This is a genomic window from Variovorax sp. DAIF25 (assembly GCF_050711835.1).
Classification (GTDB): domain Bacteria; phylum Pseudomonadota; class Gammaproteobacteria; order Burkholderiales; family Burkholderiaceae_C; genus Variovorax.
On sequence record NZ_CP136636.1, the window covers coordinates 2,176,939 to 2,198,954 of the forward strand.

Annotated in this window: 20 protein-coding genes; 16 read left to right on the plus strand and 4 right to left on the minus strand. The window is 69.4% G+C overall.

Annotation, left to right across the window (positions count from 1 at the left end; genetic code table 11):
• The first annotated feature begins 18 nt into the window (after positions 1 to 18).
• The 4 genes from rplS (at position 19) to hisC (ending at position 3,503) form a co-directional block, all read left to right on the plus strand.
• The gene (rplS, locus tag R0232_RS09965; protein WP_431511993.1) at positions 19 to 399 is read left to right on the plus strand and encodes a 50S ribosomal protein L19; all 381 of its coding nucleotides are present in this window, start codon (positions 19 to 21) and stop codon (positions 397 to 399) included.
• Between the two features lie 179 nt (positions 400 to 578).
• Positions 579 to 1,304: a CoA pyrophosphatase gene (locus tag R0232_RS09970; protein ID WP_431511994.1), complete on the plus strand. Its 726-nt coding sequence runs from the start codon at positions 579 to 581 to the stop codon at positions 1,302 to 1,304.
• Between the two features lie 83 nt (positions 1,305 to 1,387).
• Positions 1,388 to 2,389 (plus strand): CobD/CbiB family protein, encoded by a 1,002-nt coding sequence (locus R0232_RS09975; protein ID WP_208513765.1) that lies wholly within the window; start codon positions 1,388 to 1,390, stop codon positions 2,387 to 2,389.
• Positions 2,390 to 2,393: 4 nt separating this feature from the next.
• The gene (gene hisC, locus R0232_RS09980) at positions 2,394 to 3,503 is read left to right on the plus strand and encodes a histidinol-phosphate transaminase (RefSeq protein WP_431511995.1); all 1,110 of its coding nucleotides are present in this window, start codon (positions 2,394 to 2,396) and stop codon (positions 3,501 to 3,503) included.
• Here the strand turns inward: hisC and rsgA are convergent.
• The 3 genes from rsgA to R0232_RS09995 are packed head-to-tail and all read right to left on the minus strand — an operon-like array spanning position 3,497 to position 6,139.
• Positions 3,497 to 4,450: a ribosome small subunit-dependent GTPase A gene (rsgA, locus tag R0232_RS09985; protein WP_431511996.1), complete on the minus strand. Its 954-nt coding sequence runs from the start codon at positions 4,448 to 4,450 to the stop codon at positions 3,497 to 3,499. The genes hisC and rsgA overlap by 7 nt on opposite strands.
• A gap of 15 nt (positions 4,451 to 4,465) precedes the next feature.
• The gene (locus R0232_RS09990) at positions 4,466 to 4,822 is read right to left on the minus strand and encodes a 4a-hydroxytetrahydrobiopterin dehydratase (protein WP_057590639.1); all 357 of its coding nucleotides are present in this window, start codon (positions 4,820 to 4,822) and stop codon (positions 4,466 to 4,468) included.
• A gap of 48 nt (positions 4,823 to 4,870) precedes the next feature.
• Positions 4,871 to 6,139, minus strand: coding sequence for a M48 family metallopeptidase (locus R0232_RS09995; protein ID WP_431511997.1), 1,269 nt, complete (start codon positions 6,137 to 6,139; stop codon positions 4,871 to 4,873).
• Between the two features lie 59 nt (positions 6,140 to 6,198).
• On the opposite strand from R0232_RS09995, the gene orn reads away from it, so the two are divergent.
• The 6 genes from orn to R0232_RS10025 all read left to right on the plus strand — a co-directional run bounded on the left by orn (position 6,199) and on the right by R0232_RS10025 (position 13,077).
• On the plus strand, positions 6,199 to 6,795 hold the full coding sequence (orn, locus tag R0232_RS10000; protein ID WP_431511998.1) for an oligoribonuclease: 597 nt from the start codon (positions 6,199 to 6,201) through the stop codon (positions 6,793 to 6,795).
• 330 nt (positions 6,796 to 7,125) lie between these two features.
• Positions 7,126 to 9,069, plus strand: a complete 1,944-nt coding sequence (locus R0232_RS10005; RefSeq protein WP_431511999.1) for a DEAD/DEAH box helicase — start codon at positions 7,126 to 7,128, stop codon at positions 9,067 to 9,069.
• A 202-nt stretch (positions 9,070 to 9,271) separates the two neighbouring features.
• Complete coding sequence (locus R0232_RS10010) at positions 9,272 to 10,345, plus strand: NAD/NADP-dependent octopine/nopaline dehydrogenase family protein (protein WP_093348923.1); 1,074 nt, start codon at positions 9,272 to 9,274, stop codon at positions 10,343 to 10,345.
• On the plus strand, positions 10,335 to 11,333 hold the full coding sequence (locus tag R0232_RS10015; protein WP_431512000.1) for a 3-hydroxybutyryl-CoA dehydrogenase: 999 nt from the start codon (positions 10,335 to 10,337) through the stop codon (positions 11,331 to 11,333). Before R0232_RS10010 ends, R0232_RS10015 begins: the two co-directional genes overlap by 11 nt.
• The gene (locus R0232_RS10020; RefSeq protein WP_431512001.1) at positions 11,330 to 12,145 is read left to right on the plus strand and encodes an alpha/beta fold hydrolase; all 816 of its coding nucleotides are present in this window, start codon (positions 11,330 to 11,332) and stop codon (positions 12,143 to 12,145) included. Before R0232_RS10015 ends, R0232_RS10020 begins: the two co-directional genes overlap by 4 nt.
• Positions 12,142 to 13,077, plus strand: a complete 936-nt coding sequence (locus tag R0232_RS10025) for a quinone oxidoreductase family protein (RefSeq protein ID WP_431512002.1) — start codon at positions 12,142 to 12,144, stop codon at positions 13,075 to 13,077. The genes R0232_RS10020 and R0232_RS10025 overlap by 4 nt, the downstream gene beginning before the upstream one ends.
• Before the next feature lie 9 nt (positions 13,078 to 13,086).
• Here the strand turns inward: R0232_RS10025 and R0232_RS10030 are convergent, their stop codons facing one another.
• Positions 13,087 to 13,572 carry a MarR family winged helix-turn-helix transcriptional regulator gene (locus R0232_RS10030; protein ID WP_431512003.1) on the minus strand — a complete coding sequence of 162 codons (486 nt, stop codon included), beginning with the start codon at positions 13,570 to 13,572 and terminating at the stop codon, positions 13,087 to 13,089.
• 198 nt (positions 13,573 to 13,770) lie between these two features.
• Between R0232_RS10030 and R0232_RS10035 the strand changes: the two genes are divergently transcribed.
• From R0232_RS10035 to R0232_RS10060, 6 genes are read left to right on the plus strand one after another with little or no spacing between them, the layout of a single operon-like run.
• On the plus strand, positions 13,771 to 15,942 hold the full coding sequence (locus tag R0232_RS10035) for a thiamine pyrophosphate-dependent enzyme (RefSeq protein WP_431512004.1): 2,172 nt from the start codon (positions 13,771 to 13,773) through the stop codon (positions 15,940 to 15,942).
• Positions 15,943 to 15,950: 8 nt separating this feature from the next.
• Entirely contained in the window at positions 15,951 to 17,444 is a 1,494-nt protein-coding gene (locus R0232_RS10040) for an indolepyruvate oxidoreductase subunit beta family protein (RefSeq protein WP_431512005.1), read from the plus strand.
• A gap of 23 nt (positions 17,445 to 17,467) precedes the next feature.
• Positions 17,468 to 18,454 carry a PDR/VanB family oxidoreductase gene (locus R0232_RS10045; protein WP_431512006.1) on the plus strand — a complete coding sequence of 329 codons (987 nt, stop codon included), beginning with the start codon at positions 17,468 to 17,470 and terminating at the stop codon, positions 18,452 to 18,454.
• Positions 18,455 to 18,471: 17 nt separating this feature from the next.
• A complete protein-coding gene (locus tag R0232_RS10050; RefSeq protein WP_093348943.1) occupies positions 18,472 to 19,788 on the plus strand; it encodes an aromatic ring-hydroxylating dioxygenase subunit alpha in 1,317 nt (438 codons plus the stop codon).
• Entirely contained in the window at positions 19,788 to 20,273 is a 486-nt protein-coding gene (locus R0232_RS10055) for an aromatic-ring-hydroxylating dioxygenase subunit beta (protein WP_431512007.1), read from the plus strand. The genes R0232_RS10050 and R0232_RS10055 overlap by 1 nt, the downstream gene beginning before the upstream one ends.
• Positions 20,274 to 20,289: 16 nt before the next feature.
• A complete protein-coding gene (locus tag R0232_RS10060; RefSeq protein ID WP_431512008.1) occupies positions 20,290 to 21,918 on the plus strand; it encodes an AMP-binding protein in 1,629 nt (542 codons plus the stop codon).
• Positions 21,919 to 22,016 lie beyond the last annotated feature (98 nt).

Sequence of the window (22,016 nt, forward strand, 5' to 3'; positions counted from 1 at the left end):
GATCGATTTCAGGAAATCATGAACCTCATCCAGATCCTCGAGCAGGAAGAAATTTCCCGTCTCGGCAAGACCATCCCCGATTTCATGCCCGGTGACACGGTCATCGTCAGCGTGAACGTCGTCGAAGGCACCCGCAAGCGCGTGCAGGCCTACGAAGGCGTGGTGATCGCCAAGCGCAACCGTGGCCTCAACAGCGGCTTCACCGTGCGCAAGATCTCCAGCGGCGAAGGCGTGGAACGTACCTTCCAGACCTACAGCCCGCTGATCGCCAACATCGAAGTCAAGCGCCGCGGCGACGTGCGCCGCGCCAAGCTGTACTACCTGCGCGATCGCAGCGGCCGTTCGGCTCGCATCAAGGAAAAGCTGCCGGGCAAGTCGTCGGGCGCAGCGGCCGCGTAAGCTGCCTGCAGGCTTGCCTGTTGCGAAAAAGCCGCCGCTCTGGCGGCTTTTTGCGTTCTGGCAGTGGCCGATCCGGCAGGCCCTCCGCGCGTTCTTCCGGGCCCGGGTCCTGCTTTCATCACGACTTCCTTTCACTTCTTCACGATCCACACTTGACCGCCACCATCGCCGCCCCGTCCATGTCCTCCATTCCCACCGAACCCGTCAATGCCGTCGTGCCCACGATGCTGCCGCCATTCGACCCGCGCAAGGTCCCGGTGGTGGGCGGTGGCACGGCCGACGGGCTGCCCGCGGTGGCGCTGGAGCAGCTGACGGCGCAGGCCCTGCGCGCGCGCTTCGCTGCGCCGCCGGCCTGGGCGCCCGAACTGCGCCGCGAGCCGCGCATGACCGGCCGCGAGCCCGCGCAGGCCGCCGTGCTGGTGCCGATCGTGCAGCGCCCGCAGGGCCCGACCGTGCTGCTCACCGAGCGCACCGCGAACCTGTCGACCCATTCGGGCCAGGTCGCCTTCCCGGGCGGCCGCGTCGATCCCGAGGACGCCAACATCGCGGCCGCCGCGCTGCGCGAGGCCTGGGAAGAGGTCGGCCTGTCGGCCAGCTACATCGAGGTGCTCGGCAGCCTGCCGACCTACACCACGGTGACCTCGTTCATCGTCACGCCGGTGGTGTCGCTGGTCGAGCCCGGCTTCGAGCTCACGATCAATCCCTACGAGGTCGCGCAGGCCTTCGAGGTCCCGCTGGGCTGGCTCATGGACCCGGCCAACCATCGCCGCCATGCCGTGCCCGCGGGCGACGGCACGCAGCGTCACTGGTACTCGATGCCCTACCAGGACGGCACCGAGGAGCGCTTCGTCTGGGGCGCCACGGCCGGCATGCTGCGCAATCTCTACCGCTTCCTGAGCGCCTGAGTCGCCTGAAGAAACGGCGAGTTCTGTCGGCCTCATAGGTCCGCAAGCCCCGAATGACGGGGCTGTCTCGCTATCATCTCTGGATGAGCTTCTTCGCCATCCTGTGTGCGTTGCTGATCGAGCAGGTGCGGCCGCTGGCCCCGCACAACCCCGTGTATGGCGGCGTGCTCGCATGGACGCGCTGGACCAGCCGCAACTTCGACGCGGGCAAGCCGCACCATGGATGGATCGCCTGGGGCCTTGCTGTCTTCGTGCCGACGCTGCTCGCGCTCGGCATCCACTGGCTGCTGGTGCTCACGCTGGGGCTGCCGTTCGCGGTGCTCTGGAGCATCGCGGTGCTCTACGTCACCCTGGGCTTTCGCCAGTTCAGCCATCACTTCACCGACATCCGCGACGCCCTCGACGAAGGCGACGAGCCGCTGGCGCGCTCGCTGCTCGCGCACTGGCAGGGCGTGGATGCCGCCGAGCTGCCGCGCAGCGAGATCGTGCGCCACGTGATCGAGCATTCGGTGATCGCCGCGCATCGCCACGTGTTCGGCGTGCTGGCCTGGTTCTCGGTGCTCGCCGCGGTCGGCCTGGGGCCGGCCGGCGCGGTCTTCTACCGCATGAGCGAATTCGTCGCGCGCTACTGGCTGCACAAGAACGGCGCGGCCGTGCAGCCCTCGAGCGAATCGGTGCAGCAGGCCGCCGACGGCGCCTGGCATGCGATCGACTGGCTGCCCGCGCGCATCACGGCGCTGGGCTTCGCGGTGGTGGGCAGCTTCGAGGAAGCCATCGATTGCTGGCGCAACGACGCGCGCCGCTTTCCGAGCGAGAACGACGGCGTGATCCTCGCGGCCACCTCGGGCGCGGTCAACGTGCGCCTGGGTGGCGGCCGGCTGCGGCCGATTCCCAGCGTCGACCCGCTGCCGCGTGCACAGGCCGGCGAATCCTTCGCCGACACCCGGCGCCCCGACAGCGGCAGCACGCCGGGCCGCGAGCCCGAGCCCGGCCACCTGCGCAGCGTGGTGGGCCTGGTCTGGCGCTCGGTCGTGATGTGGATGGTGCTGCTCGCGCTGCTCACGCTCGCGCGGCTGCTGGGCTGAGCCCATGGCCGACTCGATCGATCCGGCGACGAAGCGCGCGCCTTCGTTCTGGAGCCCGCGCATCGCGGACCTCGAGCCCTACGTGCCCGGCGAGCAGCCGCGCATCCGGGACCTCGTGAAGCTCAACACCAACGAGAACCCGTACCCGCCATCGCCGCGCGCCATCCAGGCGATCCGCGAAGCGGCCGAGAACGGCCTCGAGCTCTACCCGGACCCCACCTCGCTCGCATTGCGTGAAGCCGTCGCGCGCCGCCACGGGCTCGCGGTCGAGCAGGTCTTCGCGGGCAACGGTTCCGACGAGGTGCTGGCCCACGCCTTCTTCGCCTTCTTCCAGCAGCGCGAGCCGCTGCTGATGCCCGACATCAGCTACAGCTTCTACCGCGTCTATGCGCAGCTCTACGGCATCGCCTGCGAGCAGTTGCCGGTCGACGAGGACCTGCGCATCGACGTCGATGCCATGGCCGATCGCGCGCGCGAAGGCTGCGCGGGCGTCGTCGTTGCCAACCCGAACGCGCCCACCGGCATCGGCCTGCCGCTGGCGCGCATCGAGGAACTGCTGCGCGCCTGTCCCGAGCGCGTGGTGCTGGTGGACGAGGCCTATGTCGATTTCGGCGCCGAGAGCGCGCTCCCGCTGATCCCGCACCATCCCAACCTGCTGGTGGTGCAGACGCTCTCGAAGTCGCGTTCGCTGGCCGGCTTGCGCGTGGGCTTCGCCTGCGGACAGGCGCACCTGATCGATGCGCTGGTGCGCGTGAAGGACAGCTTCAACTCCTACCCGCTCGACCGGCTCGCGAGCGCCGGCGCCGTGGCGGCGCTCGAGGACGAGGACTGGATTCGCCGGACGCGCGACGACGTGGTCGACACCCGCGAGGGGCTGGTGCTGCAGCTCGATGACCTGGGCTTCGAGGTGCTGCCCTCGCAGACCAATTTCGTGTTCGCGCGGCATCCGTCGCGCGATGCCGCCGAACTGGCCGCGGCATTGCGCGAGCGCGCCGTGCTGGTGCGGCACTTCCGCCAGCCGCGCATCGCGCAGTACCTGCGCATCAGCATCGGCACGCGGGCGCAGTGCAGCGTGCTGGTGGAGCGGCTGCGCGAGATCCTGCAGGCTCAGTAGCGCGTCTCGCTGAGCTCCGCGAACAGATCGCCGTAGATCCTGTAGCGCGAGGCGCTGATCGGCCCGTCGTTGGCCGCCGACTCCACGTGCGCGATCACGCCGCAGCCCGGCTCGTGCAGGTGGGTGCAGTTGTAGAACTTGCACTCGCCCGCATGCTCGGCGATGTCGGGCATCAGGCCCGCGAGCTGCATCGGCGCGATGTGGTGCAGGCCGAACTCCTGGAAGCCCGGCGAGTCGATCAGCGCGGTGCTGCGCGCCGCGTCGACCCAGTACCAGGTGGTGCTGGTGGTGGTGTGCTTGCCCGAATTGAGTGCCTGCGAGATCTCGCCGGTGAGTGCGGTGGCGCCCGGCACCAGCAGGTTGATCAGCGTGCTCTTGCCCGCGCCCGAGGGGCCGAGCACCAGCGTGGTCTTGCCTGCGAGGCGCTGCATGAGCGAGGCGTGGTCGACCTCGCCCGAGGCCTTGAGCGACAGCGGCAGCACGCCGTGGTGCATGCGCCGGTAGGGCGCGAGCTTGCGCCAGGCGCGCTCGAAGGGCTCGACGAGGTCGCTCTTGTTGAGCGCGATGATCGGCGTGATGCGCTCGGCCTCGGCCGCGATCAGGGCGCGCGCGAGCTGGTGTTCGGAGAACTCGGGCTCGGCCGCGATCAGGATCAGCACATGGTCGAGATTGGCTGCGAAGGACTTGGTGCGGATGTCGTCCTGGCGGTAGAACAGGTTGCGCCGCGGCACCACCTGCTCGATCGTGCCTTCGTCCTCGCTGGCCTGCCAGCACACGCGGTCGCCGACCACGGCCTGGCTCTTCTTGCCGCGCGGATGGCAGATGCGCCGTTCGCCTTCGGGCGTTTCGACGAGGCAATGGCGGCCGTGGCTCGCCACCACGAGGCCGTCGTGCAGCGCATCGACCGAAGCACGGCCTTGCTGGCGCTCGCGGCCCGGCTTAGCCAAAGGCGATCGCTCCGGTCATGCCGTGGGCGCGGCCGCCAGCAGCGCATCGGCCTGGCGTGCGCAGTCGAAGTCGGTGACCGAGATGCCACCGACGTCGTGCGTGTTGAAGCGCACCACGCAGCGGTTGTAGTGCACCGACAGGTCGGGGTGGTGGTCCTGTGTGTGGGCCACCATCGCCAGCGCGTTCACGAAGGCGATGGTCTCGAAGTAGTTCGTGAAGCCGTAGGTCTTCTCGATCGCGACGTTCGCGCCGTCGCCGCTGAGCTTCCAGCCTTCGAGCCGCGCGAGCGCCGAGACGATCTCGGTCGCGCTCAGTGCCTTACGGGGGATGGACTTCCAGTCCTTGATCTTCAACATGCTGGCGGTGCTCATGGCGCTGCTTTCGAAAGGGGGGCGAGGGAGATGGAAAAGAGATGGCGCTCAGGCGGTCGCCAGCATGCGCGCGAGGCGCTCGGAGGCGGGCGGGTGGGAGTAGTAGAACTTGACGAACACCGGGTCGGGGGTGAGGGTCGAGGCGTTGTCCTGGTAGAGCTTGAGCAGCGCGGCCGAGAGGTCGGCGCCGCTGGTCTGGGCGATGGCGTAGGCGTCGGCCTCGAACTCGTGCCTGCGCGACAGCCGCGCCGACAGCGGCGCGACGAAGAAGCCGAACACTGGCACCGCGAGCATGAACAGCAGCAACGCCAGCGCGCTGTTGGGCGCCGTCATCGACATGTTGGGTTGCACGCCCAGGCCCGTGTAGAACCAGGCCTGGGTCGAAACCCAGCCCAGCAGCGCGAAGCCCGCGAGGCTCAGCGTGAACATCGCGACCAGCCGCTTGACGATGTGGCGGTGCTTGAAGTGGCCGAGCTCGTGCGCGAGCACCGCCTCGACCTCGCCGGCATTGAGCTGGCGCAGCAGGGTGTCGTAGAACACCACGCGCTTGCTGGCGCCGAAGCCGGTGAAATAGGCGTTGGCATGCGCGCTGCGGCGGCTGCCGTCCATCACGAACAGGCCCTTGGCGCGGAAGCCGCAGCGGCTCATGAGCGCGGTGACGCGGGTCTTCAGCGTCGGGTCGTCCAGCGGCTGGAACTTGTTGAAGATCGGCGCGATGAACATCGGATAGACCAGCATCAGCAGCAGGTTGAAGCCCATCCACGCGGCCCAGGCCCAGAGCCACCACAGCGTGCCGGTCGCGCCCATGATCCACAGGATCAGCGCCGCGATCGGCAGCCCGATGGCCGCGCCGACCAGCGTCGAGACGACCGTGTCGCGCAGCCAGAGGCCCCAGGTCATCTTGTTGAAGCCGAAGCGCTCCTCGAGCCTGAAGGTCTGCCACAGCGTGAACGGGAGTTCGAGCAGGCCGCCGATGGCCGCGAAGGCCGCCAGCAGCACCAGTTGCTGCACCATGCCGCCGCCGAGCCAGGCCAGCAGCACTTTGTTGAGCAGGTCGAGGCCGCCGAGCAAGGTCCAGCCCAGCAGCAGCGCCGTGCTCCAGGCCATCTCTATCAGTCCGAAGCGGGCCTTCGCCACCGTGTAGTCGGCCGCCTTCTGGTGCGCCGAGAGGCTGATCGTCTGCGCGAAGGCCTCGGGCACCTCGCCGCGATGCCGCGCCACGTGCCGGACCTGCCGCGAGGCCAGCCAGAACTTCACGAGCAGGCCGGCCACCAGCGCGGCGGCAAAGGCGATGGTGAAGAGAAGCGAATAGGACATAGGGGGCGGAGTTTAGTCCTCGCATCCAAGGCCCCAGGGCCATCGGCGACAATCCCGCGATGCCCGAATCCTCCGCCTCCACGGCCGCCGCAGCGGTCCCCACCCTGAAGAAAAGCGACCAGAACCTGGTCTGGCTCGATTGCGAGATGAGCGGGCTCGACCCCGAGAAGGAACGCCTGCTCGAGATCGCCGTGGTCATCACCGGCCCCGACCTCACGCCGCGCATCGACGGCCCGGTGCTGGTCATCCACCAGAGCGACGCCGTGCTCGACGGCATGGATGCCTGGAACAAGGGCACGCACGGCCGCAGCGGCCTGATCGACAAGGTCAAGGCCTCCACCGTCGACGAGGCCACGGCCGAGCAGCAGCTGATCGAATTCATCGCGCGCTACGTGCCCAAGAGCGGCTCGCCGATGTGCGGCAACACCATCGGCCAGGACCGGCGCTTCCTGGTCAAGTACATGCCCAAGCTCGAGGCCTACTTCCACTACCGCAACCTCGACGTCAGCACGCTCAAGGAGCTCGCCAAGCGCTGGAAGCCCGCGGCCTACAACGCCTTCAAGAAGCAGCAGGCCCACACGGCGCTGGCCGACGTGCACGAATCGATCGAGGAACTGGCGCACTACCGCGAGACCTTCCTGCGCCTGACCGACTGAGGCCTGGTGGGCCGGAACAACGGCCAAAAATCCCATTGCATACGGGGATTAGGTAAAAACCCCGATGCATGTCATAATCGTGGGCTTCGCTGACCGGGGTGCCCGGCCATTCTTCAAAAAGGATGGCGCGTGCATGAGCAGAATCGGTTCCCCGCCGGCATATCCCGCATCTCCCTATCTTGCACACCGCGCCCGATCGCATGGATCGATCAAAAAGGGCCGCAGCCTCGGGTTTCAGAACCGGAAGCTGAATGTCGTTGGATGGTTGATGTTTTTAACCACCAACGGGGCGCCGCCCACGGCTGCGCTCGCGTTTGAAATTTGACATTCATGACCGACGCTTTTGAAGCGCAGGGCGAGCTCGCGCCTGTGCAATCGATTCACAACAACGAATTTTCCGCTGTCACCTCCGAAGTGCCCGTGCTCGAGGCGCTCGACGCCGCCAGCACCGAGGCCAACGAAGTCCTCGAGGTCGCCGATCAGGACGCGCAGACGTCCGACGCACCCGAGGCACCGCGCGGCCCCAACGGATTCATTCCGCTGGGCCTCGCACCCGAACTGATCGCCGCCGTCGAGGACCTGGGCTTCCACCAGCCCACGACTGTGCAGGAAAAGGTGATCCCGCTGGCCCGCGGCGACGAATCGGCCCGTTTCGTCGACCTGATGGTCTCGAGCCAGACCGGCAGCGGCAAGACCGCGGCCTTCCTGCTGCCCGTGCTGCACACGCTGATCCGCCGCCAGGCCGAAGCAGCCGCCGCCGAGCGCGCCGAATTCGACCGCCTCGCGGCCGAAGCCGCCGAACGCGGCGAAGCGCCGCCCAAGCGGCCCAAGCGCGTCAACCCGACCAGCAACCGCAACTTCAAGGCCGCCACCCCCGGCGCCCTGGTGCTGTGCCCGACGCGCGAACTCGCGCAGCAGGTCGCGCACGACGCCATCGAGCTGGTGCGCCACTGCCGCGGCCTGCGCATCGCCAACGTGGTGGGCGGCATGCCCTACCAGCTGCAGATCGCGCGCCTGCAGAACGCCGACCTCGTGGTCGCCACGCCGGGCCGCCTGCTCGACCTGCAGCGCTCGATGCAGATCAAGCTCGACAAGGTCAAGTTCCTGGTGGTCGACGAGGCCGACCGCATGCTCGACCTGGGCTTCGCCGACGACCTGGCCGAAGTCAACCAGCTCACCATCGAGCGCCAGCAGACCATGATGTTCAGCGCCACCTTCGCGCCGCGCATCCAGCAGCTGGCCCAGCGCGTGATGCGCGAGCCGCAGCGCGTGACCATCGACAGCCCGCAGGAAAAGCACGCCAACATCAAGCAGTCGCTGTTCTGGGCCGACAACGCCGCCCACAAGCGCAAGCTGCTCGACCACTGGCTGCGCGACACCAGCATCAACCAGGCGATCGTGTTCGCCAGCACCCAGGTCGAGTGCGACGGCCTCGCCAACGACCTGCAGCAGGACGGCTTCAGCGCCGTGGCGCTGCACGGCGCGCTGAGCCAGGGCCTGCGCAACCGTCGCCTGATGGCGCTGCGCCAGGGCCAGGTGCAGATCCTGGTGGCGACCGACGTGGCCGCGCGCGGCATCGACGTGCCGACCATCACCCACGTCTTCAACTTCGGCCTGCCGATGAAGGCCGAGGACTACACCCACCGCATCGGCCGCACCGGCCGTGCCGGCCGCGACGGCCTGGCGATCACCTTCGCCGAGTTCCGCGACCGCCGCCGGATCATGGACATCGAGCAGTACAGCCGCCAGCAGTTCAAGGCCGAGGTGATCCCCGGCATGGAACCGCAGCAGCGCATGCCGCAATCGCGCCCGCAGGGCGACTTCGGCGGCCGTGGCCGTGGCGGCGATCGTCGCCAGGGCAACGGCGGCGGTGGCTACCGCGGCGGCAATGGCGGTGGCAACGGCTACGCCAATGCCAGCGGCTTCAACGACCGCGGCGCACGCGGTCCCGGCCCGGGTGCCGGCGCTCCGCGCGGTGGCAGCTTCCATGGCGGTGGCCAGAACGCCGGTTTCGGCGGCGGCGGCCGCGACCGTGACGAATCGGCCGGCTTCGGCCGCAAGCCGGGCTGGGGCGACAGCGCACCGCGCGGCAATGCCGGCGGCAGCCGCAACGAAGGCTTCGGCGCCCGCAGCGGCGGCCCGCGCAACGAAGGCGGCTTCGCACCGCGCAACGACGGCTTCGCGCCCCGCAAGGGCCCGGGCCACGCCGGCGGCCCCGGCAAGGTGTTCGTGCCGCGCGACGCGCAGAAGCGCGCCTTCAAGCCCAGCCGCTGATCGGCCCTCGAGCTGCTCGCAAAGCCCGCGTTCTCCGGAACGCGGGCTTTTTGCATTGGGGGTTTGCGAGCAGTCGAAGGCGCCGATTTTGGTTGACGCCTGAATTGATGAAAAGTAATGTATTGGACGCGCGCAGTCCTGCATTCCGGTTCCGCATCGTCGGTGGCCGGTTCATCAACCTCAGCTTTTCGACCCTTCGACCATGAAAATCGCGATCCTGGGTGGCGGCCATGGGGCCTATGCGGCCGCCGCCGATCTGTCCGAAGCCGGGCATGAAGTGCGGCTGTGGCGCCGCGACGCGGCCGCGCTGCAGCCGGTCATCGACAGCGGCAGCATCGTGCTCAAGGATGCGCGCGGCGTGCGCGAGGTGCCCATTGCGCTGCCCACCGCCGACATCGGCGCAGCGCTGCGCGATGCGGAACTCATCGTGCTGCCGACCCCGGCCATCGCGCAGGACTTCATCGCGCGCGCCATGGCGCCGCACCTGGTCGACGGCCAGGTGGTGTTCCTGCCGCCCGGCACCTTCGGCAGCTACGTGATGGCGCGCACCGTGCGCGAGGCCGGCAACCGCGCCGACGTGGCCTGGGCCGAGACCGGCACCTTGCCCTACCTGGCGCGCAAGCATGGCGAGCGCGAGGTCAACGTCACGATCCGCGCGATCCGCCTGCCCACCGGCGTCTATCCGGCGCGCAAGGCCGCGCAGGCGATCGACACCATCCGCGTGGCCTACCCGAGCGTGCACGGCTGCGGCGACGCGCTCTCGGGCGCGCTGATGAATGCCGGCCCCGTCATCCATCCGCCGCTGATGGTGATGAATGCCGCGCCGCTGCAGCACTTCGAGCGCTGGGACATCCACAACGAAGGCACGCAGCCCGCGGTGCGCGCCGTGACCGACCAGCTCGACCGCGAGCGCATCGCGGTGCGCGAGGCCTTCGGCCACGGCGGCCCGCACTATCCGCTGGCCGACCACTACGACAACGACCGCTGGATGTACGGCGACGCCCACAAGCAGCTCGTGAAGTCGGGCGACTGGCGCGAGAACATCGACCTGCACGGCCACCGCTACATCACGGAAGACACCGAGCTCGGCCTGGCCTTCCTCGCCTCGGCCGCAAGGCATGCGGGCGTCGACGCGCCGATCGCCCACGGCCTGCTCGCGATCGTCGGCGGCTTCCTCGGCCGCGACCTGCGACAGGGGCCGCGCAGCTTCGAGGCCCTGGGCCTCGCGGATCTTTCGGCCGACGCGCTGCGCCAGAGGCTGCACGATGGCGAATGAGCCGGTCCGCTTCGCCGCGGTCGGCGCGGGGCGCATGGGCCGCGGCATCGCGATCGCCTTCGCCTACGCGGGCCACCGCATTGCGCTGGTCGACCTGCGCGTGCGCAGCGAGGAGGCCTGGAACAAGCTGCACGACGAGGCACGGCAGGAGATCGCGGCCAGCCTCGCGGGCCTGGCGCAACTCGGCGTGATCGATGCGGCCCAGGTCGAGGCCATCGCGGCGCGCGTGCAGTACGTGCGCGCGGCGCAGGCACCGGCGGCGCTTGCGCAAGCCGAGCTGGTGTTCGAGGGCGTGCCCGAAACGCTCGAGGCCAAGCGCGAGGCCTTCGAACAGATCAACGCCCATTGCCGCGACGACGCGATCCTGACCTCGACCACCAGCAGCATCCTGGTCACGCAGCTCGCGGCGCTGGTGCGCAGGCCCGAGCGCTTCCTCAACATGCACTGGCTCAACCCGGCCTACGTGATCCCGGTGGTCGAACTGAGCTGCCATCCGGGCACCGACCCCGCCGTGCTGGCGCGCACGCGCGCGATCATGGAAGCAATCGGCAAGCTGCCCGTGGTGTGCGGGCCCACGCCCGGCTACATCGTGCCGCGGCTGCAGGCGCTGATCATGAACGAGGCCGCGCGCATGATCGAGGAGGGCGCCGCCACCGCCGAGGAGATCGACAAGGCCACGCGCCACGGCCTCGGCCTGCGCTTCGCGGCGCTCGGCGTGGTCGAGTTCATCGACTTCGGCGGCTGCGACATCCTGCACCACGCGAGCCGCGAGATGTCGGCCTCGATCGACAAGGGGCGCTACACCGCGCCGGCCATCGTCGACCGCATGGTGGAGGAAGGGCGGCTCGGCCTCAAGAGCGGCAGCGGCTTCTATGCCTACGAGGGCACCGACACCGCCGCCTACCGCCGCGACGTGCTCTCGCGCACGCTCGGCATGCTGCGCCATGCGGGCCTCTGGCGACCCGCGGCCGAACGCACGCTGCCATGACGCCGACCATCCGCCGCGCCTTCGCCGATCTGTCGGTCGGGCAGGTGCACTGCGCGAGCTGCGGCGATGTCGATGCACCGCCGGTGCTGCTGCTGCACCAGTCGCCGCGCAGCTGGCGCGAGTACGAGGCGGTGTTGCCGCTGCTCGGCGCGCGGCATCGTGCGATCGCGATGGACACCGTGGGCTTCGGCGATTCGGCCGCGGGCAGCGAGCCCGCCTCGATCGCGCACTGGGCCCGCGTCGCGGCCGAGCTGCTCGATGCGCTGCGCATCGAACGCACCGCCGTGGTCGGTCATCACACGGGCGGCGTGATCGCGATCGAACTCGCGGCCGCGCTCGGCGAGCGCGTGCGCGCGCTGGTGTTGTCCTCGACGCCCTACACCGACGAAGCCTTTCGCCGCGCGCGTGCCGAGCGTCCGCCGATCGACGAGGTCGAGCCCAGCGAAGACGGCAGCCACCTCGCGGCGCTATGGGGCAAGCGGCAGGGTTTCTATCCACCCCACCGGCCCGAGCTGCTCGAAGCCTTCGTGCTCGATGCGCTCAAGGTCGGCCGGCGGCTCGAGGAAGGCCATCGCGCCGTGGCCTCGTACCGCATGGAAGAGCGCATCGATCGCGTCACGCAGCCCGTGCTGATCGTGCGTGCGCCCGAGGATCCGTTCGCGTCGCCGCATGCACAGGAACTCGCGCAGCATCTGCGCCAGGCGGCCAGCGTGCGCATCGCCGACATCGAAGGCGGCATGGTGCCGCTGCCCGACCAGTTGCCCGAGGCCTTCGCGCGCTGCGTGGGCGACTTCCTCGCGGGCCTCGCATGAAGGCCGTGCGTATCGCGCAATGGGGCGAGCCGCCGCGCATCGAGGAGCGGCCCGACCCCGTGCCCGCGCCGGGCCGCAGCCTGGTGCGCATGCAGGCCGCGACCGTCGGCCACATCGATCGCACCGTGTGGCGCGGTGGCTTCCTGCGCCCGCCGCCCTTGCCCTACACGCCCGGTGTCGAGGGCGCGGGCATCGTGGTCCACAGCGAACGCTTCGCGCCGGGCCAGCGCGTGTGGCTGCGCGGCAGCGGCCTCGGCACGCAGTTCGACGGCACCTGGTGCGAGATCGCCGACGCGCCCGATGCCGCGCTCGGCGAACTGCCCGAGGGCCTCGACATGGCACTGGGCTCGGCCTTCTTCTCGCCCTGCACCTCGGCCTGGGTCGCATTGCATGAAGTGGCGCGCGTGCGCGAAGGCGAGCGCGTGATGGTCACGGGCGCGAGCGGTGCGGTCGGCTCGCTCGCGGTGCAACTCGCGCTCGAGATCGGTGCGAAGGTCTGCGCGGTGGTGGCCGATGCGTCCGCCGACCATGGCTTGCCTTCGGGCGTCGACATCGTCGAGTGGCGGCCCGGCATCGAAGCGATGTCGCAAGAGGCCGAGGTGCTGATCGATACCGTCGGCGGCGATGTGCTCGCCACGCTGCTGGGCCGCGTGCTGCCCGGCGGCCGCGCGGTGCTGATCGGCTACACGGCGGGCGAGACCCTGTCGCTCTCGCTGCCGGCCTTCATGCAGCGCGACGTGAGCCTGCTGCCGCTCAACATGTTCCGGCGCGAGGCGCAGGGACGCGCGGCCGTGCCTCGATTGCTCGAGCGATTGGCCGACGGAAGGCTGCGGCTCGCGGTGCAACGCTTCGCGTTCGACGAAGCGGCACGGGCGCTGGAGTGGATCGCGCAGCGCGGCCATCGAGGCCGTGCGGTGCTCGTCGCGGACTGAGCTTCAGCGCTACGCGTCGTCCTCTTCCTGCGCCGCGTCCGTCGGCGCATGCGCATGCAGCTGGATCATCAGCCGCAGCGTGTTCTTGAGTTCCTCCGCGCGCGTGAGACCGAAGGGTTCGAGCACGCGGCGCTCGTGCTCGCTCGCGAGCTGCATCAGATGCTCCACCTTGGCCGCACCCTTGCGGGTGATGCGCACCAGCGTGATGCGGCGATCGCTCTCGTGGGGAATGCGCTCGACCTGGCCCTGCGTCTCCATGCGATCGAGCAGCCGCGTCACGGTCGGCTGCTTGGTCACGGTGATCTGCGCGAGCCTTCCGATGCTCACCGCATCGCCGCCCGCGAGCGAGGCCATCACGCGCCACTCCGACACCGAGAAACCCTCCTGCCGCGCCACCTCGTGGAACTCCGAGGAGATCAGCTGGCTCGCCTGCGCGAGCAGCGCGGGCAGGTAGTTGTCGACGAAGCGCTGCGGCTTCTTTTCAGTGCTTCCCATGCGTTCTCCCGATGCACATCGAACGACCCGAAAGTGGCACGCGGCTTGCGTGTCTAGGGTTATTCATGATTGTGGATAGATTCATTTCTAAACAGTATACGTACCAAGGCCCGTACAAGCACTCATCGCTTTTCTGCAGGTGATGCATGAACGGGCCACCGCCCACACGGTGACGTCGATCCAGGAAAAGAGCAAGCCATGGCCGAGCGTTCGTTTGTCGAAGAAGTGAAGAAACTGCGGCTGTCCGCCGGTGAAGTGTTCCGCGGCGAAGGCATCCTCGCCGTCACCAAGGCGCTGCTCGAATCGGGCGTGTCGTACGTCGCGGGCTACCAGGGCGCGCCGATCTCGCACCTGATGGACGTGCTGGCCGACGCGCAGGACATCCTCGCCGACCAGGGCATCCGTTTCGAGAACAGCGCGAGCGAGGCCACGGCCGCCGCCACGCTCGCGGCCTCGGTCAACTATCCGCTGCGCGGTGCCGTGACCTTCAAGGCCACGGTCGGCACCAACGTCGCATCCGATGCGCTGGCCAACCTCGCCTCGGGCGGCGTGACCGGCGGCGCGCTGGTGATCGTGGGCGAGGACTACGGCGAAGGCTCCTCGATCATGCAGGAGCGCAGCCACGCCTTCGCGATGAAGTCGCAGATCTGGCTGCTCGATCCGCGGCCCAACCTGCCGAGCATCGTCGAAGCCGTGAAGCAGGGCTTCGAGCTCTCCGAGGCCAGCCACACGCCCGTGATGCTGCAGCTGCGCATCCGCGCCTGCCACGTGCACGGCCAGTTCGTCGCCGCCGACAACCGCCGCGCCGCCTACTCGGTGCAGGAGGCGGCCGAGAACCCGCAGCGCGACGTGAGCCGCATCGTGCTGCCGCCCGCGAGCTTCGTGCACGAACAGGAAAAAGTGAAGGAGCGCTGGCCCGCGGCCGTGCGCTTCATCGAGGAACGCGGCCTCAACGAGTTCTTCGCCGACGGCGCCGACGACATCGGCATCGTGGTGCAGGGCGGCAGCTACAACACGCTGGTGCGCGCGCTCGAGCGCCTGGGTCTGGCCGACGTCTACGGCAACAGCCGCATCCCGCTGTACGTGATGAACGTTGCCTACCCGGTGATCGACAGCGAGGTGGTGCGCTTCTGCGAAGGCAAGCGCGCGGTGCTGATGGTGGAGGAGGGCCAGCCCAACTTCATCGAGCAGAACATCGCGACCATCCTGCGCCAGCGCGGCGTGACCACCGCGCTGCACGGCAAGGACATGCTGCCGGTGGCCGGCGAATACACGGCCGCCGAGCTGCTGCAGGGCGCGCGCGTCTTCTGCGAGCGCTACGGCCGCCTCGCGCCGCAACCGGCCGCGCCCGTGCCGGCCCCGGTGCGCAAGGTGATCCCGCTGATCGAGCTGCCGAGCGAGCCGGCCGCGCCGCTGGCCGACAGCGTGCACGCGCGCCCGCCGGGCTTCTGCACCGGCTGCCCCGAGCGCCCGATCTTCAGCGCGATGAAGCTGGTCGAGCGCGAGCTCGGTCCGCACCACGTGAGCGCCGACATCGGCTGCCACCTGTTCTCGATCCTGCCGCCGTTCCACATCGGCAACACCACCATGGGCTACGGCCTCGGCGGCGCGGGCGCGGCCGCCATGGGCGCGCCGCGCGGCAAGCGTGCGATCGCGATGATGGGCGACGGCGGCTTCTGGCACAACGGCCTCACGAGCGGCGTCGCCAACGCGGTGTTCAACCAGAGCGACAACCTCACCATCGTCGTCGACAACAACTACACCTCGGCCACCGGCGGGCAGGACATCCTGTCGTCGAAGGCCGTCAACGCCACCCGCAGCACCGGCCATGCGATCGAGCGCGCGGTGCGCGGCGTGGGCGTGAACTGGGTGCGCACCATCCGCCGCACCTACGACGTGGCCGGCATGCGCGATGCGCTCAAGGAGGCGCTGACCACCAAGGAGAAGGGCCCGAAGGTCCTGATCGCGCAGTCCGAGTGCATGCTCAACAAGCAGCGGCGCGAGAAGCCGCTGGTGCGCAAGGCCATTGCCGACGGCAAGCGCATGGTGCGCGAGAAGTTCGGTGTCGATGCCGACACCTGCACCGGCGACCACTCCTGCATCCGGCTCTCGGGCTGCCCCTCGCTGTCGATCAAGACCAATCCCGATCCGCTGCGCACCGACCCGGTCGCCACCGTGCTCGAGAGCTGCGTGGGCTGCGGCAACTGCGGCGACGTCTCGCACGCGGCCGTGCTCTGCCCCTCGTTCTACAAGGCGCGCATCGTCAGCAATCCCACCGGTTGGGACCGACTGCGCGAGTGCGTGCGCGGCGCCGTCATCGGCTGGCTGCAGCGCGGCGCGGCGCGCCGGCGCGCGGCCTATTCGTTCTGAGCGCGCCGATGACCAAGCAACAACCGATCAAGATCGCGATCCTCGCCATGGGCGGCGAGGGCGGCGGCGTGCTGGCCGACTGGATCGTCGACATGGGCGAGGCCAACGGCTGGTACGCCCAGACCACCTCCGTGCCCGGCGTGGCGCAGCGCACCGGCGCCACCATCTACTACGTGGAGCTGTTCCCCGAGGCCGCCGCGCGCGCCGACGGCGGCCAGCCGGTGCTGGCGCTGATGCCGCTGCCCGGCGACGTCGACCTGGTGCTGGCCTCCGAGCTGATGGAAGCCGGCCGCGCGGTGCAGCGCGGGCTGGTCACACCAGATCGAACCACGCTGATCGCCTCCACGCACCGCGTCTATTCGATCGCCGAGAAGAGCGCGATGGGCGACGGCCGCGTCGACAGCCGCGAACTGCTCGCGCATGCGGCGCGCGCCGCGCACCGCTTCATCCGCTTCGACATGGCGCAGGCCGCGGAAGACGCGGGCAGCGTGATCAGCGCCGTGCTGTTCGGCGCGCTCGCGGGCTCGGGCGTGCTGCCCTTCGGCCGCGCCCAGTTCGAGGCCACCATCGAGCGCGGCGGCGTCGGCGTGAAGCCCAGCCTGCGCGCCTTCGGTGCCGCCTTCGCGCGCGCCCAGGCCGAGGAGGGCGAAGCGCCCGCGCCGGCCCTGCCGCCGGCCGCGCCGCCGCAGCCGTGCCATCCCGCGGTGCGCGCGCTGGTCGAGCGCGTGCAGAAGGATTTCGCGCCGGCGCAGCAGGCGCTGCTGCTCGAGGGCGTGCGCCGCCTCATCGACTACCAGGACCCGGCCTATGCGGGTCTCTACCTCGACCGCGCCGCCGCGCTGCAGTCGCTCGGCAGCCCGGCGCTGCTCGAGGTCGCGGCGCGCCACCTGGCGCTGTGGATGTCCTATGAAGACACGGCGCGCGTCGCATCGCTCAAGATCCGCGCGACCCGCTTCGACCGCGTGCGCGACGAGTCGCGCGTGCAGGCCGACCAGCTGCTCGCGATCCACGAGTACATGCATCCGCGGCTGCAGGAGATCTGCGAGACCCTGCCCGCGGGCCTGGGTCGCTGGTTGATGCGCACCGGCTGGGCGCGCGGCCTGGTCGAGCGCTTCACGCGCAAGGGCCGCGTGGTGCAGACCAGTTCGCTGCACGGCTACCTGCTGCTGTCCACCGTGGCCGGCATGGGCCGCTGGCGCCGTTCCACGTTGCGCTACGCGGACGAGAACCGGCGCATCGAGGCCTGGCTGGCCGAGATCGCCGCCACCGCCGCGCGCAACACCGAGCTCGCGATCGAAGTGGCGCAGTGCCAGCGGCTGGTCAAGGGCTACAGCGACACGCACGAACGCGGCCTGCGCAACTACGACACCGTGATGGCGGCCCTGCGCCGCGCCGGCGATGCGCTCGCGCCGGCCACCTTGCGCGAGCTGCGCAATGCCGCGCTGGCCGACGAGCACGGCCACCAGCTGCAGGCGGCGCTGGTGCGCCACGCGCTGGCCTGAACGACGAAGAAGAGACGACACCCATGGCCTCCGATCCCACGCCCCTTCGCCTGCGCGTCGCCGAGGCGCGCGAACTCAATCCGCTGGTCCGGCTGTTCCGCCTGCGCGCCGACGATGGCGCCGCGCTGCCGGGCTTCGAGGCCGGTGCCCACATCCGCGTGCGCGTCGACCTCGGCAACGGCCAGTCGGACTGGCGCCACTATTCGCTGATCGACTTCGCGGCCGGCGGCCAGCCGGCACCGGCCGAGTACCTGATCGCCGTGCGCAAGGAGGCCGCGGGCCGCGGCGGCTCGCGCTTCATGCACGAGCGGCTGCGCGAGGGCGACGCCATCGAGGCCGAGCCGCCGAAGAACGACTTTCCGCTGCACGGCGGCGCGGGCCGCGCGGTGCTGCTGGCCGGCGGCATCGGCATCACGCCGCTCGCGAGCATGGCCGCGCACCGCCGCGCGCAGGGCCTGCCGGTGGAACTGCACTACGCGGGCCGCAGCCGTGCGCTGATGGCCTTCCTGCCCGAACTCGGCGAGCTGCTGGGCACCGACCTGCTGCTGCACGACGACGAATCGAAGGGCGCGCCTTTCGACGTGGGCGCGCTGCTCGCGCGTTGCGACCCGGCCGACCAGCTCTATGTCTGCGGCCCCAAGCCCATGCTCGACGCCGTGCTGGCCCAGACCCAGGCGCGCGGCTGGAACAGCGACCGCGTGCACTTCGAGCTCTTCACCGCACCCGTGGTGGAGGAAGGCGACCATGCCTTCGAGGTCGAGCTCGCCATGTCGGGCCAGCGCTTCACCGTGCCGGCCGACCAGAGCATCCTCGACTGCCTGATCGAGCACGGCTGCGATCCGATGTTCGACTGCAAGCGCGGCGAATGCGGCGTGTGCGCCGTGCCCGTGATCGACGGCGAGATCGACCACCGCGACTACGTGCTCACGGCACGCGAGAAGGCCGCGGGCAACGTGATCCAGATCTGCATCTCCCGCGCCAAGGGCCAGCGGCTGGTGCTCGACCTCTGAACCCAAGGAGTCCACGCATGACCAGCTACCGAGGCAATCCCGACGCGGTCCGCGCGCTGGTGCGGCCCGACCGCGTGCACCGCGACCTCTACATCAGCGAGGAAATCTTCGCGCTCGAGCAGGAGCACTTCTTCGCCAACACCTGGAACTACGTCGGCCACGAGAGCCAGTTGCCCAAGCCCGGCGACTACATCACCAACGAGATCGCGGGCCGGCCGCTGATCGTGGTGCGCCATGCCGACGGCAGCGTGCGCGTGCTGATGAACCGCTGCGCCCACAAGGGTTCGCGGCTGGTGAGCGCGCCCTGCGGCAACACCGGCAAGTTCTTCCGCTGCCCGTATCACGCCTGGACCTTCAAGACCGACGGCTCGCTGCTGTCGATCCCGCTGAAGAACGGCTACGAGGGCACGCAGCTGCACGACTGCGAGGCCTCCAAGGGCCTGGTGCCGGTGGCCGGCGTGCGCAGTTACCGCGGCTTCGTCTTCGTGAAGATCAACGACGTCGGCCCTTCGTTCGAGGAGTACTTCGGCGACTCGCTGAGCTCGATCGACAACATGGCCGATCGTTCGCCCGAGGGCGAGCTCGAGATCGCCGGCGGCTGCCTGCGCTTCACGCACCAGTGCAACTGGAAGATGTTCGTCGAGAACCTCAACGACACCATGCATCCGATGGTGGCGCACGAGTCCTCGGCCGGCACCGCCAAGACCATGTGGGCCGGCAAGCCCGCCGACGAGCCCAAGCCGATGGCGATCGAGCAGTTCGTGCCCTTCATGTCGGACTACAAGTTCTTCGAGGACATGGGCGTTCGCACCTACGACAACGGCCACAGCTTCACGGGCGTCAACTTCAGCATCCACAGCAAGTACAAGGCGATCCCCGCGTACGACGACGCGATGAAGGCCCGCTACGGCGAGGAGCGCACCGCGCAGATCCTCGGCATGGCGCGTCACAACACGGTCTACTACCCGAACCTCACGATCAAGGGCGCGATCCAGGCGATCCGCGTGGTCAAGCCGGTGTCGGCTGGCATGTCGATCGTCGAGAGCTGGACCTTCCGCCTCAAGGGCGCGCCGCCCGAGCTGCTGCAGCGCACCACCATGTACAGCCGGCTCATCAACTCGCCGTTCTCGGTGGTGGGGCACGACGACCTGCAGGCCTACCGCGGCATGCAGGCCGGCCTGCATGCCAGCGGCAACGAGTGGGTGAGCCTGCACCGCAACTTCGAGGACGGCGAGGCCGAGCGCAGCGGCGAGGCCACCACCGTCGGCACCAGCGAGCTGCCGATGCGCAACCAGTACCGCAGCTGGGCCCGTTACATGACGGAGACGATGTGATGAGCGCGAGCGTCACGCACCAGCAGCTGGCCGACTTCGTGGTGCGCGAGTGCCGCCTGCTCGACGCCAAGCGCTACGAGGAGTGGAACGCGCTCTTCACCGACGAGGCCTTCTACTGGGTGCCGCTGATTCCCGACCAGGAGGACGGCATCAACCACACCTCGCACATGTACGAGGACAAGCTGCTGCGCGAGCTGCGCATCGAGCGCCTGAAGAGCCCGCGCGCCTTCTCGCAGCAGCCGCCGAGCCGCTGCCACCACCTGCTGCAGGCGCCCACGGTCGAGGAGTTCGACGAAGCCGCCAACCGCTACGTGGTGCGCACGGAGTTCCACTACACCGAGTGCCAGGGCGACGAGCTGCAGTTCTACGTCGGCACCTTCTTCCACCACCTGCTGTGGCAGGACGGCGCGCTGCGCATGACGCTCAAGCGCGTGAACCTGCTGAACTGCGACGCGGCATTGCCCGCGGTGCAGCTCTTCATCTGAACGGACGGACACCGCGATGACGCATCCCACCGTCCATGCTGCCTTCGCCGCCTCGGCGGCGCGCACGCCCGAGGCCGAATTCCTGTGCGTCGAGCCGGTCACGGCCGCGAGCTATGGCATCGAGGCCGGCAGCATCCGCTGGCGCGAGGCCGTGGCCGAGGTCGATCGGCTGCGCGAAGCCTACGCGCGCGCGGGCTACGGCCATGGCCACCGCGTCGGGCTGCTGCTCGAGAACCGGCCGGCCTTCCTGTACCACTGGTTCGCGCTCAATGCGCTTGGCGTGAGCGTGGTGCCGATCAATGCCGAGATGCGCGCGGCCGAGCTGGCCTACCTGATCGGCCACAGCGGGATCGAGCTCGCCGTGAGCCTGTCGCAGCGCGCCGACGACCTGCGCGCGGCGGCGCAGCGCGAAGGCGCCACGCTCGACGTGATGCAGGCGTCGGACCTCGAAGTGCCGCCGGCCCGCGGCAGCGCACCGCGCGCGCACGAACCCGTCGGCCCGAACACCGAATGCGCGCTGCTCTACACCTCGGGCACCACCGGACGTCCCAAGGGCTGCATGCTGGGCAACGAATACTTCATCCGCGCGGGCGAGTGGTATGCGGGGATCGACGGCGTGTGCGAGGTGCGGCGCGACCGCGAGCGGATCATCACGCCGCTGCCGCTCAACCACGTGAACGCGATGGCCTTCTCGACCATGGTGATCCTGGTGGCCGGCGGCTGCCTGATCCAGCTCGACCGCTTTCATCCGAAGAGCTGGCTGCACAGCGTGCGCGAGACCGGCGCGACCATCGTCCACTATCTCGGCGTGATGCCCGCGATGCTGCTGGCCGCGCCCGCGTCGCCCTCCGACCGCGAGCACGCGGTGCGCTGGGCCTTCGGTGCCGGCGTGGACCGGCGCAACCATGGCGTGTTCGAGGAACGCTTCGGCTTCCCGCTGGTCGAGGCCTGGGCCATGACCGAGACGGGCGCCGCCGCCTGCGTGATGGCGAACCACGAGCCGCGCCACATCGGCACGAGCTGCTTCGGCCGGCCCGAGGATTTCGTGGAGCTGCGGCTGGTCGACGAAGCCGGCGCGGACGTGCCGGTGGGCACGCCGGGCGAACTGCTGGTGCGCAGCGCGGGTCCCGATCCGCGCCGCTATTTCTTCTCGGGCTATCTCAAGGACGAGGCAGCGACCCAGGAGGCCTGGGCCGATGGCTGGTTCCACACGGGCGACATGGTGCGCCGCGAATCCGACGGCAGCCTCTGCTTCGTCGACCGCAAGAAGAACGTGATCCGCCGCAGCGGCGAGAACATCTCGGCGGTGGAGGTCGAGAGCGTGCTGAACCAGCACCCGGCAGTGAAGAGCTCGGCCGTGGCCGCGACGCCCGATGCGGTGCGCGGCGACGAGGTGCTGGCCTGCATCGTGCTGCACGAGGCGGTGAATGAGGATGCTCGCTCCGCCATGGCGCTGAGCATCGTGTCGCATGCGCTCGACCAGCTCGCCTATTACAAGGCGCCTGGCTATGTGGCGTTCGTCGATGCCTTGCCGCTCACGGCGTCTCAAAAGATCCAGCGTGGGGAGTTGCGTGTGCTGGCCCAGGGTTTGCCTGGGCAGGTGCATTGCATCGATACGCGTGGGTTGAAGAAGAGGCAGGGGTGATTATGGAAATCCTCTGCGTTGTTCGTTCGGGACGGGCTCACGCCGACGAGGTACTCCCCTCCGCGAATGTCCTCCGGCCTGCGGCCTCCTCCTTGATT

Bases quoted from the DNA above. Each gene is read 5' to 3' on its own strand.
- rplS (WP_431511993.1), top strand. From the start codon at position 19: ATGAACCTCATCCAGATCCTCGAGCAGGAAGAAATTTCCCGTCTCGGC.
- R0232_RS09970 (WP_431511994.1), top strand. From the start codon at position 579: ATGTCCTCCATTCCCACCGAACCCGTCAATGCCGTCGTGCCCACGATG.
- R0232_RS09975 (WP_208513765.1), top strand. From the start codon at position 1,388: ATGAGCTTCTTCGCCATCCTGTGTGCGTTGCTGATCGAGCAGGTGCGG.
- hisC (WP_431511995.1), top strand. From the start codon at position 2,394: ATGGCCGACTCGATCGATCCGGCGACGAAGCGCGCGCCTTCGTTCTGG.
- R0232_RS09990 (WP_057590639.1), bottom strand. From the start codon at position 4,822: ATGAGCACCGCCAGCATGTTGAAGATCAAGGACTGGAAGTCCATCCCC.
- R0232_RS09995 (WP_431511997.1), bottom strand. From the start codon at position 6,139: ATGTCCTATTCGCTTCTCTTCACCATCGCCTTTGCCGCCGCGCTGGTG.
- orn (WP_431511998.1), top strand. From the start codon at position 6,199: ATGCCCGAATCCTCCGCCTCCACGGCCGCCGCAGCGGTCCCCACCCTG.
- R0232_RS10005 (WP_431511999.1), top strand. From the start codon at position 7,126: ATGACCGACGCTTTTGAAGCGCAGGGCGAGCTCGCGCCTGTGCAATCG.
- R0232_RS10010 (WP_093348923.1), top strand. From the start codon at position 9,272: ATGAAAATCGCGATCCTGGGTGGCGGCCATGGGGCCTATGCGGCCGCC.
- R0232_RS10015 (WP_431512000.1), top strand. From the start codon at position 10,335: ATGGCGAATGAGCCGGTCCGCTTCGCCGCGGTCGGCGCGGGGCGCATG.
- R0232_RS10020 (WP_431512001.1), top strand. From the start codon at position 11,330: ATGACGCCGACCATCCGCCGCGCCTTCGCCGATCTGTCGGTCGGGCAG.
- R0232_RS10025 (WP_431512002.1), top strand. From the start codon at position 12,142: ATGAAGGCCGTGCGTATCGCGCAATGGGGCGAGCCGCCGCGCATCGAG.
- R0232_RS10030 (WP_431512003.1), bottom strand. From the start codon at position 13,572: ATGGGAAGCACTGAAAAGAAGCCGCAGCGCTTCGTCGACAACTACCTG.
- R0232_RS10035 (WP_431512004.1), top strand. From the start codon at position 13,771: ATGGCCGAGCGTTCGTTTGTCGAAGAAGTGAAGAAACTGCGGCTGTCC.
- R0232_RS10040 (WP_431512005.1), top strand. From the start codon at position 15,951: ATGACCAAGCAACAACCGATCAAGATCGCGATCCTCGCCATGGGCGGC.
- R0232_RS10045 (WP_431512006.1), top strand. From the start codon at position 17,468: ATGGCCTCCGATCCCACGCCCCTTCGCCTGCGCGTCGCCGAGGCGCGC.
- R0232_RS10050 (WP_093348943.1), top strand. From the start codon at position 18,472: ATGACCAGCTACCGAGGCAATCCCGACGCGGTCCGCGCGCTGGTGCGG.
- R0232_RS10055 (WP_431512007.1), top strand. From the start codon at position 19,788: ATGAGCGCGAGCGTCACGCACCAGCAGCTGGCCGACTTCGTGGTGCGC.
- R0232_RS10060 (WP_431512008.1), top strand. From the start codon at position 20,290: ATGACGCATCCCACCGTCCATGCTGCCTTCGCCGCCTCGGCGGCGCGC.